14 protein-coding genes are annotated in these 14,175 nt (G+C 51.1%); 7 read left to right on the top strand and 7 right to left on the bottom strand.

What is annotated here, in order from left to right; all coding sequences use genetic code 11:
• The first annotated feature begins 300 nt into the window (after positions 1-300).
• The 4 genes from BD_RS03060 (at position 301) to BD_RS03045 (ending at position 3,626) form a co-directional block, all read left to right on the top strand.
• Positions 301-801, top strand: coding sequence for a hypothetical protein (locus BD_RS03060; RefSeq protein WP_011163232.1), 501 nt, complete (start codon positions 301-303; stop codon positions 799-801).
• A gap of 140 nt (positions 802-941) precedes the next feature.
• Positions 942-1,280, top strand: coding sequence for a hypothetical protein (locus BD_RS03055; RefSeq protein ID WP_011163231.1), 339 nt, complete (start codon positions 942-944; stop codon positions 1,278-1,280).
• Between the two features lie 70 nt (positions 1,281-1,350).
• Positions 1,351-2,805 (top strand): substrate-binding periplasmic protein, encoded by a 1,455-nt coding sequence (locus tag BD_RS03050; protein WP_050792893.1) that lies wholly within the window; start codon positions 1,351-1,353, stop codon positions 2,803-2,805.
• An 11-nt stretch (positions 2,806-2,816) separates the two neighbouring features.
• Positions 2,817-3,626 carry a nucleoside-specific channel-forming Tsx family protein gene (locus BD_RS03045; protein WP_011163229.1) on the top strand — a complete coding sequence of 270 codons (810 nt, stop codon included), beginning with the start codon at positions 2,817-2,819 and terminating at the stop codon, positions 3,624-3,626.
• A 5-nt stretch (positions 3,627-3,631) separates the two neighbouring features.
• On the opposite strand, the gene BD_RS03040 is transcribed toward BD_RS03045, so the two are convergent.
• From BD_RS03040 to BD_RS03020, 5 genes are all read right to left on the bottom strand, one after another.
• Positions 3,632-4,165, bottom strand: a complete 534-nt coding sequence (locus BD_RS03040; protein ID WP_011163228.1) for an acyl-CoA thioesterase — start codon at positions 4,163-4,165, stop codon at positions 3,632-3,634.
• Between the two features lie 65 nt (positions 4,166-4,230).
• Positions 4,231-5,292, bottom strand: a complete 1,062-nt coding sequence (locus BD_RS03035; RefSeq protein ID WP_011163227.1) for a linear amide C-N hydrolase — start codon at positions 5,290-5,292, stop codon at positions 4,231-4,233.
• The gene (locus BD_RS03030; protein WP_011163226.1) at positions 5,289-6,305 is read right to left on the bottom strand and encodes an alpha/beta hydrolase; all 1,017 of its coding nucleotides are present in this window, start codon (positions 6,303-6,305) and stop codon (positions 5,289-5,291) included. The genes BD_RS03035 and BD_RS03030 overlap by 4 nt, the downstream gene beginning before the upstream one ends.
• Positions 6,306-6,356: 51 nt before the next feature.
• Positions 6,357-8,006, bottom strand: coding sequence for a methyl-accepting chemotaxis protein (locus BD_RS03025; RefSeq protein ID WP_011163225.1), 1,650 nt, complete (start codon positions 8,004-8,006; stop codon positions 6,357-6,359).
• A 203-nt stretch (positions 8,007-8,209) separates the two neighbouring features.
• A complete protein-coding gene (locus BD_RS03020; RefSeq protein ID WP_011163223.1) occupies positions 8,210-8,773 on the bottom strand; it encodes a hypothetical protein in 564 nt (187 codons plus the stop codon).
• Positions 8,774-8,876: 103 nt separating this feature from the next.
• Between BD_RS03020 and BD_RS03015 the strand changes: the two genes are divergently transcribed.
• Complete coding sequence (locus tag BD_RS03015; RefSeq protein WP_011163222.1) at positions 8,877-9,971, top strand: DUF2914 domain-containing protein; 1,095 nt, start codon at positions 8,877-8,879, stop codon at positions 9,969-9,971.
• A gap of 44 nt (positions 9,972-10,015) precedes the next feature.
• On the opposite strand, the gene BD_RS03010 is transcribed toward BD_RS03015, so the two are convergent.
• Together BD_RS03010 and BD_RS03005 are read right to left on the bottom strand one after the other, a co-directional pair.
• Positions 10,016-10,258, bottom strand: a complete 243-nt coding sequence (locus BD_RS03010) for a hypothetical protein (protein WP_011163221.1) — start codon at positions 10,256-10,258, stop codon at positions 10,016-10,018.
• 57 nt (positions 10,259-10,315) lie between these two features.
• Positions 10,316-12,133, bottom strand: coding sequence for a monovalent cation:proton antiporter-2 (CPA2) family protein (locus BD_RS03005; RefSeq protein ID WP_041583451.1), 1,818 nt, complete (start codon positions 12,131-12,133; stop codon positions 10,316-10,318).
• 79 nt (positions 12,134-12,212) lie between these two features.
• Between BD_RS03005 and BD_RS03000 the strand changes: the two genes are divergently transcribed.
• On the top strand, positions 12,213-13,412 hold the full coding sequence (locus BD_RS03000; protein ID WP_038451443.1) for a TCR/Tet family MFS transporter: 1,200 nt from the start codon (positions 12,213-12,215) through the stop codon (positions 13,410-13,412).
• A 96-nt stretch (positions 13,413-13,508) separates the two neighbouring features.
• On the top strand, positions 13,509-14,126 hold the full coding sequence (gene trhA, locus BD_RS02995) for a PAQR family membrane homeostasis protein TrhA (protein WP_427722531.1): 618 nt from the start codon (positions 13,509-13,511) through the stop codon (positions 14,124-14,126).
• Positions 14,127-14,175 lie beyond the last annotated feature (49 nt).

The raw sequence follows: 14,175 nt of genomic DNA, 5'->3' as shown, positions 1-14,175 counted from the left end.
GGCTTTTTGGCTGACAATTGACGTTCATAAGTCCTCAAAGCGCCGCTTGTTTGCAGCTTCGACACTTCTTCGTCCTTTGCTTGCTGGAACTTAAGAAAAAGCGGCTAATTTCAAGGCATTACCAAGTTTCTCTGGATACATTTGGGCAAATGTCCGTTTCAATTTGCAGCACAAAAACAGCCTCCCCAGACCCGTCTGGAGCCTTATTATTCTTTCAAAGCATATATTCTTTCAGTCTATGCAATTTACTTCTGCATGTGGCGGCACTAAAACAACCGCATCAAACGAACTGGAGTCCCCATGAAAATCCTACTGGCACTGATGCTTTCTGTTTTCTCTGTAAATGCTTTTGCTTCCTCCAAGGCGGAACAAACCTTCCTTAAAAAACTTTACTCTGTGATTGAAGCTGGCAGCGAAGTGACTCAGGAAATCGACTTCGACAGCCTGAGCGCTCCGGATCAGGCCGCTCTTTTAAAGGCCGCCGAATATGAATCCAACATCTGGTATGACACGATTCTTGAGGGTGACTATCAGCTAAAAGACGGCGCGAGTGTTGAGTTCGGCTCTTTGACTAAAATCTATTCTGCAGCAGGTGAATTCGTGGCCTACAAAGGTCAGATTCAGCACGAAGCTTACGACACCGGCAGCTGCGACATTCCTTATGAAGAGGACGACGCCACAATTCAGGAATACATGAAAGAAAACTGCGTTGCCGGCTATATCTCCAGCGGGATCTATGTCAGTCCGGACTTCAAATTCCACCTGCGTGACGAAAACGCCATCGAAGACTTTGAAGAATAAGAAGCCTGTCAATAAAAGTTTTTTTAAGCGTAAGATCCTGGAACAAAACCGGGGGTCTTAACGGGATCCAAACACTCAAATGTCCTCTTTCAGGTTACAAGATCTGTGCAAAACACACTTTAACCCAAAGAGGATTTTTTATGAAACACCTGATCACCCTTTTCGCTCTTTTGATCTCTGGCCCGGCATTCGCTGACACTCTCAAATGTGAAGGCACTCTGAATTCCGGCACTTATGCCGAATTTGAAATGCCGGCCGCTGGCAACGCCACTTTGGCTTTTGACTATCGTGAGTTTGTCATCGACCTGAGCTGCCAGGGTTATGCCGCTGACATCCCGGTTTATGAGTGTGTGGAAATCATTCCTGGCGGCAACAAGTACGTTGTGCAGTTCGCATTGGGTCTGGGTAAAGCCCACATTGCACAAGAAAGCCATGTTCCCGGCTTCAATATCGACAAGGGCACTTTGATCTGCAAATAGATCGTCAACGAGTGACAGAGTCCATGAAAAAATTTTGACAACACCCTTCCATACTCACTATCTAGTGAGTATGGATTCTCGCCGCTTCTTCCTGATTCTTGTATTTCTTGTTGTTTGTCAGGGTCACTCCACTGAGGCCGCGGGCGGCATTAAGTTTGGCTTCAACTCGAGCAATGCTCCGCCATTACTTTTTCAGTTTGAAAATCAGAACACACCTATTCCCACCGGCGGCTTGATTTACGAAGTCTCCGTCGCCATTGGCGAAGAACTGGGGGGCGACTATTCCATCGTCCGCATCCCCCGCAAGCGCATCGCCACGAACATCATCAACAACAAGATCGATCTGATCTGCCACAACAGTGTGCGCTGGCGCCATCCCTTTGCTGACGGTGCCTTGTGGAGCAAACCCCTGTTCACGCACACCAATGTCCTGGTGGGCCTGACAACTGTTCCCTTCGTCTCACCCGATCAAATAAAGGGCACCATCGGCACCGTGGAAAATTATGTGTACGCGGACCTCGAAGACCGCTTTAAATCCAAGGAGCTGCAAAGAAGTGACAGCCCCACGATCGAAGTCAGCATAAAAAAACTGCTGACCGGAAGGGTGCCCTACATCCTTCTGAGTGACATTGAATACACCTATTTCAAAAGCCTCTATCCCAGCCTGCAAAGAAGCACCTTCGCGCTGGATAAAACTGACATCCAGTGTTCTCTTTCAAAAAAGTCCCGCCTGACTTTAAGTCGTCTGAATCGCGCAATCGATCGCCTGCATGAAAAGCAGGTTTTCAGCAAAATCGTCAAGCGTTACTCTGATCCGGAGACCACTCCCAAACCGGTTTCTTACGGCCTGAACAGCAACGACTCTCCGCCATTCATTCATTTTGACAAAACCTCCGAGGTCGATGGGACCGTGCGCGGCGGAGTCTTTTTTGACATCGCCCTGGAGATCGGAAAAAGAATTCAGCGCCCCATCAACTTCGTGCTGCTTCCGCGGGGACGCCTGGATGCGCGTCTGGCGTCCGGGCAGATAGAGCTGGTCTGCTATGACACCGAGGCCTGGGCTGGGCAATACGCCCAGCAATACCACTGGAGTACCCCGATTTTCCGACAAAGCGATTTCATCGTGGGACATCAGGCGGATCCCAAAGTCGCCAAGATCCGCACGCTCGAGGATTTGAAGGGAAAACGCATCGGGGCGGTCTTGAATTTTGTCTATCCGGCCCTGACACCTTATTTCGAGGATAAGAGTCTGGAGCGCGAAGACGCCGGCTCGGGCGCCGCCAACGTGGAAAAGCTGAGCGTGAAACGTGTGCCACTGATTCTTTTAAACAGCCTGGAATACAGCTATTACAAAAGCAAGGATTCCCGACTGCAGAAAGCCCCGCTGGAAATTGACCCGGTGGATGTGAAGTGCGCCGTTTCAAAGAAGTCCACCCTGAAAATTGAAGAGATCAACCTTGCGATTCAGGATCTGGTGAAAACAGGCCGCATGCAAAAAATATTTGCCCCTTCTTATCGACACTGACAGGAGGACTTATGATCAAGGCTTTCATGCCACTGATGCTGGTAGCGGCGCTGCTGCTGCCAATTCCTGCCGATGCCCAGGGTGAAGCAAAATCCCGGAACTTTCAGTGGCTGCAATTCAATCTATACAAGGGCTTTGAAAATAAAAATCCTTTTGATCAGCAGGACGACACGTACATTGAAATGGAGTTCGGGGGACGCTCGGGTTTTTTGGACTTTTACGGATTCTTTGATGTGTTTGATATTTTTGACTCGCAAGACAGCGACTTTCACAACGGCGACAATCTGTTTTTAAAAACCTTCCCGCGCTTTTCCCTGAATCACATCACCCAAAAAGATCTTTCCTGGGGTCCGGTTCAGGAGTGGTATCTTGCGACCCTGCTGATTGTGGGGGACCGCGCCTTGTTCGAGCAATGCATCGGCCTCGGGGTGGATTTCAAAACCCCATGGACCGGAAAACTCGGTGCAAATCTGATGGCCCGCTATGTCCGGGAAAATTATGGGGCGGTCAACGAACACTCTTGGGATGGCTATTTTTTGGCGGTGAACTGGCTGGCCCCGTTCTATCACTTCGCCAATGACAGCTTCCTGTCTTATCAAGGTTATCTGGATTTCGTTTTTGCGGCTGATGAAATCGGTCAGGAACCAGGTCGCACCGACAGCTCCGTGGCCTGGTACAACGGCTTTTACTGGCATCAGCCGGACTATTCATTGGGCTACGGTTTGAAGTACTACAAGGACTATGCCCAGTTTGCTGACGGTGGCATCGCCGGAGAAACCACCGGCTTCGGGCACTACGTCGTTCTGGGATACAAATTCTGAAAGAGCTAAACTCCCGCGGCCTTGGATTGTCCCTGATCCGCATTGATCCAGGACTGCAGATATTCCGGCATAGCGGGCGCCGTCAGGTTTTCCCCCACCGCCTTCATCAGCTCCGCCGGAGTCACCGTTCCGCCTTTTTTGCTTAGAAACCGCGCGCGAATCATGCCGATGGCAATCAAATCCCCGCGACTGGTGAACTTGTGCTCAAGGTAAAGGTATTTGTCATCCCAGGTGATCAGCCGTGTGTGCAGATGGAACTTCTGAAAGACCTTCAGTGATCTGCGAAAGCGGATGGTTTCTGAAGCGACCACCGGATACCAGCCTTCCGAGGCAATCGCCCCAGCGGCCTGGGCCCGGATCATATAGTCTGTACGCGCCAGATCCTGCAGGGAAAGGTAAATTCCATTGTTCATGTGACGAAGTACATCCAGATCCGTCGGCCATACACGAAAAGGCGTCGCACATTCATCCATGATTCCAACTCGGGAACGGAAGCGGGAAAAAAGCAGGACATGCAAAAGTCGAAACAATAGATTCATTGAAACCTCAGCCCCACAGGCTGCCTAGAGCCTAGCAAGTGGGGCCGTGCAAAGTCAAAACGGACTTAATTCTGCGCCTTCAACAATCCCTGATCGTCAGGCTTCAGGAATTGGAAAACCGGTGTGGTTTTGAACTTGCCCGTGACGTCGCCAATCAGCTCATAGTTTTTGACCAGATTGATCTTCTTCACCGCTGTGCCCTTTTTGAAGTCAAGCTTTGGCAGCTCAACCCAGACAAGATAGGGACTCAAAGTACTTTCATAAAAATAAAGTCCCCGGGTCAGATCCGCCACGGTCCGCCAGCGGGTGGTCGAAATATAAGGGCGAGCCGGATCGGGTGTGCCAAAAGGCTGCGATACATTTCGCAACACACTCAGGACGCCCGCCACCGCCTCCCGATAGTCCTTGGGGTCCGGCAGGTGCTGGGTGTAGTAAGCCGCACGCACAAATCGGTCGGCCGCCTCGGTGGTCCCTGGAAGTTTTTTACTGCCGCCAAATCCCTGATACTGCTTCATGGATTTCAGCTGCTGGTCGAAGGGAGGCGAGTTCGTCATAAAACGATACTCTTTGCCGTGATAGAATTTGGCTTTGCCATCGATATACTCCATCACGACCGAGTCCCCGGTTTTGTCTGACAAGGCCAGATGCACGGTCCCCTGCCGCACTCCGTGGGCCGTGGGCACGCTGGCCATCAAAACCTGGATGGGAGACTTTTCCATTGAAGAAACCGCTTCAGACACTGTGGCAAAGTTATCCAGAAAATACTGCGCCCACATACTGACTGACATCCCCGGCACCTTTTCATCCCGCGTCCCGAAATGGCTTTCCGACAGATACAACAAATTTGCCGTCAGTCCCTTTTCATTCACCCCATCCGCAGTCCCCACATCGTACATCGACAGAATCACACTGCCATACTTGGACGTCCACTTAGCAGAATTCTTGGAGGCCATCCCATCACGCTCCATCCCCCGCGGGAACAACCACATGTTCGAGCCAGTGTCCTCGGACCAATCCATATTACGACCCACAATAACATCCTGGTTTTTCCCGTCCCACAAAATGCGGGTGCACGGATAGGCGGGAACTGCCAAGAGCAGACTTAAAAAAACGGATAACACCTTCATAAAGACGTCTCCTTTTTTAATTGGTTTTGCATAAATTCAACAGATCGTTGCAAGGCTTCCTGACCGGCCGCCGTATCCAGATTGAACTGATATTCATGACCTAAACCCGGGGCATGATCCTGCGCAAAGAACAGTGTCTGCACCGGAACTCCCAAACGGGTGGCGGTTTCAGCCAGGGCTCTGGATTGCCCCAGCAGCGGGTCTGCATTTCCGGCAGAGACAAACATCGCCGGAAAATCCCGGGTCATATTCTGCAGGACCGAGAACTCTTTCATCCGTTCATCCTTGAGAAAGTCCTTGGTCCCGAAGTAGGACCAAAACACAGTATTCAAAAATCCACCAAAGGAACCTTCAAAGTTGACCAGCGTGGGATCATAGGCACCACAGTACAGCAGCAGACCTTTCAGTTTTTCTTTTGCCAAAGTCGGCAGCATTTCCATTTGCTCGGCGTACGTCGGAGATGTCAGAATGTTGGCCGTTTGTGCGACCAATTGGGCGCCGGCAGAATCTCCGGCCAAAAAGACCCGGGTGGAGTCGGCATGATAGTCAGAGGCATTTTCGTCAATAAAAGAAAGCGCCAGTAGAATCTGGCGAAGAGGTGTGGGATATTGAAACTCGGGTGCTATTGAATATCCGACAGAGGCCACCACAAATCCGCGCGAGGCCAGGATCCGGGCATAGTTGCCAACATCCGCCTTGTCCCCCGAAATCCAGGCGCCCCCATGAACCCAGACGATCAAAGGCAGCAATGATCCCTGGGCTTCTGCTTCAGTCGGAAAATAGAAATCCACAAAGGCGTCTTTGTCGAAGGGATCATAAGAGACATCAAGTCTTTGACTTATATTGGTGGGAAGATGCTTGGCCAGCACCGCAGAGGCCTCTTCGGCGCCTTCATCAAAGAGCCAGCGAATCACCATGGCCTTCGGCCATGGTGTTATTTGCATGGTGATCCAGCTGGCTCCAGCCAGCACAGCAACCAGGACAACCAGGACCAGCAGAGTCTTTTTTCCCATCCCTTCACAATATAAGGGCGACTATACTGGGTCCATTTGTGTTTCAACCGCTTAGAAGCCGTCGGTGGTGCCCACTTTGGCGCGCGGATCTTCATCTGTGTCAAATGGAATGACTGCTGCGGCCGGTGCGGGCGCTGCCTTCTTCGGCGGCGGTGTGAACTTCATCACCTTCGCCGATTTTACCTCAGGTTTTTTTGCAGGCTTGGCAGATGGCATACGCGCCGGTGCTTCGGCCTTCGCCTCAACCTCTGTTGATCCGGTCACAAAGTTGCTCAATTCACGAACCATGATCTGCATTTGCTCGGACTGAGAGGAAATCTCTTCAGACGTCGCCGCGATCTCTTCAGAAGAAGCCGCATTGGACTGAGAACTTTGATCCAGCTGGTTCATGGCCTTATTGATCTGCTGAATGCCCGTTGTCTGCTCGGCGCTGGCTGCGGAAATCTCGTTATTCAGATCCGCCACCTTTTTGATCGAGTTCACGATGTTATTTAAAACATCGCCGGACTTGTCGGCAATATGGGTTCCATTTTCGATTTTTTCCACCGAGTCCTTGATCAAGGAAGTGATATCCTTGGCCGCCGACGCGGATCTTTGTGCCAATGAACGAACCGCCTCCGCGACAACCGCAAAGCCTTTCCCCTGCTCGCCAGCACGTGCCGCCTCGACGGCCGCATTCAGCGCCAGCAAGTTCGTCTGGAAGGCGATATCGTCAATGACGTTGATGATCTCTTCGATCTTTTTGGAGGACTGGGAAATATCGTGCATGGACTCCACAAGATTTTTGATCTCGCGCTCACCGTCCTCGGCCGCCGCGCGGGAGGATTGGGAAAGTGACGCCGCTTGTTTGGCGTTGTCAGAGTTCATCTTCACCATGGAAGTCATTTCTTCCAACGAAGCCACTGTTTCTTCCAAGGAAGCCGCTGCAGACGTGGAGGACTGGGACAACCCCTGGCCCGCCAATGTCAATTGTGTGATGGCTTCATTCACCTGATGACCGGCACCGGACAAACGGGAAACCGTGTTGCTCACCGTGCGGCTCAAAGCCATACCGATAAACATCAAAAGACCAAACACCAAAAACGCTGACACGCCACCAATGACCGCCAGCATGATCAAGCCCTTTTGAGTCTCGGCTTTTTGCAGAATATTGTTGGTTCCGGCAAGCTTCTCATACATTGCCACAACCTCGCCCGCGACTTTTTTGATCACAGTGGAATGCTTCAGATAAGTGCCTTCGGTCATCTGTTCGCGCAACTTATCAAAGTCCGCGTCCGGCTTTTCCAGTGCCGAGATCAGGCGCTCCACTTCCTGCGCATAGTCGGCATTCAACTTTCTTGCCGGCTCATACATTTCGGCTTCACCTGGCTGGAAGGAGGCCGCCTCATAGACTGCAATGGCGTCTTTATATTCCTTGATGGCCGTTTTGGCTTTGCTGACATAACTTTCGCGATGCTTCGGCACATCTTTATTGGCCAAAGCACCCCACAGATACTGACCAATGCGCGCACGGCTGCCTTCAACCTCGCCCATCGCTTTCATGTTCGGAATGATATTGACATAGGCGTCGTTCAACATCGAACCCATGATATTAATATCTTTATAGGCCACCCAACCAAGAGCTGCAAAGCCCGCCATCGGGATCAGAGCGCACACAAAGAGCTTGCCTTTAATTCCTTTGAACCAAGAACTGATTGCCATAATTTTTTTGAAACCTCTGAAAGAGTTGATTTATAAGATTCTCTCTTCTTTCGGAGGAAAACAGGACCACCTGAAGGACTTGGACGAAATTGTAAAGTTGGGACAGTTCTCTGAATTAACTCACATCTGGTTCATCTCAAGTTGAACCGTTCCCCAGAGCATAGACAAATGACAGCGAACGAAAGTTGGATCCCATGCGAATTCTAGCGGATGGGAAGAATGCGGATCTGGCCCGGCATACGCACGATGCGCACCAAAGACAGGTCCTTTTTCAGCACACTCGGGGTGCCGTTTTGCTGATTCATTTCAGCGTTCACTTCCTCTTGAATCACAACCATATAAGTCGCTTCAAAGATATGACCTGTCCCCGCGTGACGGAAGCCCACAAAGTAAGTGTACTGAGCCCCGGCGCTCATCCAGCCGCCACGTGCAAACGAGGTTTGTACAGGATCCGTGAACTCCACAGAGCCACAATCCTCAATCCAGCTGTCATAGCGTTGGGCGGAGGGATCACAGTTTTCTTTTTCAAGTTCATCTCGCAGACTTGCCAAACGTGTATTTGGGTCCTCTAAAAGCATTTTCATGAACTTTTCGTTTTCTTCCCCATCGACAAACATGGCGGCCTGAACTCCTTGCCCTTCATCGGTGACGATTTTGACCACAGCCCTTTCCGTATCTACTTTTGTAAACTGGCGGCTTTCTGCGGCAAAAACGGCGGAAGAAAAGACAAAAGAACCCAAAATGGACAGTGCAATCCATGCTTTCATTAAAAGAACTCCTTGTTGTGAGACACAAGGGATAGTGCAGAACTTTTCTTGAGACAAATTAACATGCCTTCATTAACGGACTGTCATGTGGTAGCTTCGCTTCATGACCCAACTTAAAGAGCGTTTGCTAAAATACTATGAAGAAAACGAAATCAAAGTCGATATCGCCTTTTTTCTGGGCGGCTTCTTCTTTGATATTCTGACCCTTTCGGCCATTGATGACCTCTGGGGTATTTCCCAACAGATCATCTATCTGCTGATTTTGGGCTCGGTGCTATATTATGACTTTCTGTTCACTCACGGCCTTTTCCAGCCGTCCCGTCGCCTGGAAAAAATCTGGAATTACCGGCAGCTGATCGTGCACTTCCTGCTGGGAAGCCTGCTCAGCGTGTATTCGCTGTTCTTCCTAAAAAGTGCGTCGCTGTTTTCTTCGGTGATCTTTGTCGCCCTTCTGATGGGCTTGATGGTGGCTAACGAATTGAAAAGGGTTCAGCGCAGCGAGATCAACATCAAAATCGGCCTGTATGTGATCTGCGTATTTTCGTTCTTTTCCATGACCATTCCGGTGATCCTGGGCTTTGTCGGCCTGTTCCCGTTCCTGCTGTCGATTGCCTTTACCGGTGTGGCGATCTATGGGGCCTTCCTGCTGCTGAAAAGAAAAATTCAGGATCAGCGCACCCTGCAAAAGTCCCTGCTGCTTCCCGGAGCCACGATCCTGGTTCTGTTTCTGGCATTCTATCTTGTTGGCTGGATTCCGCCGGTGCCCCTGTCGATCCAAAACATGGGTATCTATCACAGCGTGGAAAAATCCGAGGGCAAATACATCTTGTCCCACGAACAGGCTTCGTGGCAATTCTGGCGCCGCGGGGATCAGGAGTTCTATGCGGAACCCGGCGACACTGTTTATTTCTTTGCCGAGATCTTTTCCCCGGCAAGATTCAGTGATTCCGTGATTCTGCACTGGTACTTCAAGGACCCGGTCCGGGGCTGGCAAACCACCGACAAGATCCCGATGAGCATCACCGGAGGCCGCAAGAACGGCTATCGCGGTTTCGCCTCAAAGCAAAACTATTCTGCCGGAGACTGGCGAATCAGCGTGGAAACCACCGACGGCCGCGAAATCGGACGCATCTATTTCAAAGTAATTAAGCTTGAATCAAACAACCCGGAACGGGTCTTTTACAAAGACATCTACTAAAAAAGAAAGACCGCCGGGGGAAGGCGGTCTTTCGGGGGATGAAACTATTGATTTACTCTTACCAACCGGACTTCAAAGTTTTCCTGGGAGGGGCTGTTTTGAAGTTGTTCCTGGGCCTTGTCGTTGGCGGCAATCGCCACTTCTGAGCTGTTCAGAATTCTGAGCAGCCTTTTGCGCAGAATCTTTTCGCTGATCGAGGCTTCCTTGATCATTTCGTTGAATCCCTGAACCTCGGCTTGGGATAACGAAGCAGACATTAAAATCAGTGAAATTATTAAGAAGCGCATCCGTGCCCTCCTGTTCCTATTTATAGGAAACAAGCAGGGCTTCGGTCGGTTAAATTATTATTTAGAAGCCTCTGGCGGGTGCTGGGGATCAATATAAGTCTTTTCGGCGTCCTCTTTAAGGACCTGTGCCAGCTGCTGGGCGGCCTGGCGGGAAACGTCGATAAAGGTCTTTTGATCGTGACGGACTTTGAACTGCTCCTGCAGCATCAGTTCATCATGCAGACGGAAGCGTTCAATGATCTCATGGGCGCGTTTGGCCGGTGTGCCCATCTCTACCAGCAGCTGCTCGGAAAGGGCAATACTGGAATCTATCGTTTCACGGCGGACCTGGGTGACCCCGGCCGCCATCAGGTCAAACGTGTGCTGACGGTTTCGGGAACGGGCAAAGACCTTCACATGCGGATAATCTTCGTGCAGAATCCGGGCGATATTGTTGGAGGTCTCGACATCATCCACGGCCAGCACAAAGTACTTGGCATTTTTGATGCCCGCCGCCTCAAGAATTTCCGGTCGTGAGGCATCGCCATAATAGACCTTATTGCCAAAACGACGAAGCAGGTCGATCTGTTCAGTGTCATGTTCAATCGCGGTGAATTTTACATCTTGGGTGCGCAGAATACGGCCAAAGATCTGACCGACCCGGCCGAAGCCGGCAATGATCACCGCGTTCCCGTTGTCAGCTTCGTCGATCTGATCATACTGCGGTCCTGCGCCAGGACGTTTGCAGGCGATCATGGCCTGAATCTTTTCATTTAGGACGATGATGATGGGGCTTGCGATCATGGAAAGCGTCACCACCAAAGTGAATCTTTGAGTCCATTCCGGTGAAAGCACTTGCGCACTTTGCCCCACGCCAAAGATCACGAAAGCGAACTCCCCGCCCTGCACCAGATACACAGCCAGATTATTGGAGGCCGGACGGTGCAGCTTCATCACACGGCCGACGCCGTAAATCAGGAACCCTTTCAGAACCATGTAACCCACGGTGATCCCCAGAATCAGGCCGGGATTTTCAACCAGTAAAGACAGCTTGACGGACATACCGACGGAGACAAAGAACAGACCCATCAGTAAACCCTTGAAAGGTTCAAGGTCGGCTTCCAGCTCATGACGGTATTCTGATTCTGAAAGCAGCACCCCAGCCAGGAACGCCCCAAGCGCCATAGACAAGCCCACACTTTCCATCAGGAAAGCCACCCCGATCACGGTCAGTAAAGTGACACCCGTGAAAAGCTCACGGCTGCGGGTCTCAGCCACCACCTGCAGAAATCTTCCCATCAGCAGACGGCTGCCCAAAGCCAGTCCGATAAAGATCGCCAAAGCCCCGCCCCAGTTCACTTCGCGGGTGCTGGCTGTCACCAGCCCCAGACTTGGAATCACCGCCAACGCCGGGATGGCCACCACGTCCTGCATTAAAAGGATCGCAAAAGAGGCCCGGCCAAATTCCGTGTTCAGAACTTTTCTTTCAGACAGACTTTGCAGAGCAAACGCGGTTGAAGACAGTGAAAGAGCAAACCCCACCACCGCAGCACTGGCCCAGGAAATTCCCAGCTGATGTCCCGCTAAAGTGAAAACCACGGTACAAACCAGGATCTGCAAGCCGCCAAAACCCAACAGAGTTTTTCGCAAGCCCCACAGCTTTTTGGGTTGCAGCTCAAGACCAATAATAAAGAGCAGAAAGACCACGCCAAATTCGGCAATGGTTTGCACAAAATGAAAGTCTGAAATCAATCCCCAGCCCAGAGGCCCAATCAAAATACCGGCAGCCAGGTAACCCAGAATAGTTCCCAAGCCCAGCTTTTGAAACAATGAAACCAGAACGACGGAAAAACCCAGGAACGCGAGAATCTGCAACAGTTGCTCATGTAAAATCATGCTAACGAAGGTACCAAGCGGTTTTGATCCCGGCAAGAATCCTGTGACAAGCCGGGAACGATCTTTTAGTCTGAGGCCTATGACAAAGAAAACTGCAGGCATTTGGTTTATTTTTATCACCGTGACTTTGGACATGATCGGACTGGGCTTGGTGATCCCGTCGCTTCCGGATATCATGCGTCGTTTTGTTTCCAGTGAAACCTCGGTCACTGAATACTTCGGCTATTTCATTTCAATCTATGCGCTGATGCAATTTTTGGCGTCACCGCTTTTGGGGGCCCTGTCAGACCGCTTTGGTCGCCGTTCGGTCCTTTTGATTTCACTATTGGTGGCGGGCTTTGACTATATCCTGATGGCCTATGCCCCCACTCTTGAAATTCTTTTTGCCGGACGAATCATCGCCGGTTTGACCGGAGCCAACATCACCGTGGCGATGGCCTATATTGCCGACGTCAGCAACGATGAAAACCGCTCTGCCAACTTCGGCATGGTCGGTGCCGCCTTCGGCCTGGGCTTTATCATTGGACCGGCTATCGGGGGACTGCTGGGGCACTTGGGACCAGAATATCCGTTCCTGGTGGCAGCAGCCCTGAACCTGCTTAATTTCTTCTTTGGATTGTTCATTCTGCCGGAATCGCTGCCGAAAAACCTGCGACGTAAAATCGACTTGCGCCGCACGAACCCGCTTTATTCCCTGCTGGGGGTTTTGCGTTCTAAACATCTGCTGGCTCTTTTGCTGGTTTACTTCTTCTTCCAGCTGGCAGGTCAAACGCACCCATCCATCTGGACACTTTACACGGAAACACGCTACGGATGGACCACAGCGCAGGTTGGTTTGTCTTTGGCGGTGGTCGGACTGCTGTCGGCCCTAGCCCAGGGCTGGCTGACTCGACTGGTGATTCCAAAATTTGGTGAACATCGCACCGTGGTGATCGGGGCCTTTGGTTATGCCGTTTCCTTTATCTTCTACGGTATGGCCACCGAAGGCTGGATGATGTATGCGATTCTGATTCTGTCAGCGGTGTTCTGGACTTCACCTCCGGCGCTGCAATCACTGATCAGTCACAAAACGCCGCCGCAGGAGCAAGGCGAACTGCAGGGTTCGTTGGTCAGTCTGTCCAGCCTGGCCGCAATCATCACACCGCTGGTAACAACCAAACTGTTCGCACATTTCTCTTCAGGTAATCCGGGAACTCTCTACCTCCCGGGGGCACCGTATTACTTCGGTGCGCTGATTTGCTTTGTATCATGGGCCATCATGTACCGCCGCAAAGCCTAACCAGAGATTTGCTAACTTTCTCGATCCGCTTTCATCAAATCTTAACCTCTCGTTTCTGTGGCATCCATGCTATGCTCAGTAAATCGGGAGGTCGATATCTACCACGGCGAACGCTTTAACAGCATCACTCACTTGGTTGGCGCCGCGCTTTCGGTGGCTGGCACTTCCGTGCTGATCACCCTGGCCACGGTCACCGGAGACATCTGGAAGATCGTCGCCACCAGCGTTTATGGCGGCATGCTGGTTTTGCTCTACACCATCTCGACCCTGTATCACAGCTTTCAGGGACGCTCGAAACAGATCTTTCAAAAACTGGATCACATCGCCATCTATCTTTTGATCGCCGGCACTTACACTCCCTTCACTCTGATCACTTTGCGTGGTCCGTGGGGTTGGTGGCTGTTTGGTATCAACTGGACGCTGGCACTTGTGGGAATCACCTACGAACTGACGTTGTCACATCGCACGCGTGTGCCTTCGATGATTATTTATGTTCTGATGGGATGGCTGGTCGTGGTCGCGATGAAACCACTGACGGCGGCATTGCCATCAGCCGGGATTTTCTGGTTGGCGTTGGGTGGACTGCTGTACACTGGCGGCATCGGATTCTTTTTGTATGATGAAAAGGTCAAACACTTCCATGGTATTTGGCATCTGTTCGTTCTGGGTGGAAGTGCGTGTCAGTACTTCTGCATTCTCTTCTATCTGATTTAAGTGTCACATTGACCCTGAACGGGCTGGCACTGTCTTTGAAATATTTTCC

Origin of the sequence: Bdellovibrio bacteriovorus HD100, from assembly GCF_000196175.1 — a bacterium.
Lineage (GTDB): Bacteria > Bdellovibrionota > Bdellovibrionia > Bdellovibrionales > Bdellovibrionaceae > Bdellovibrio > Bdellovibrio bacteriovorus.
Note: the sequence above shows the minus strand (reverse complement) of the source record. Positions and strands in the feature narration are given on the sequence as shown.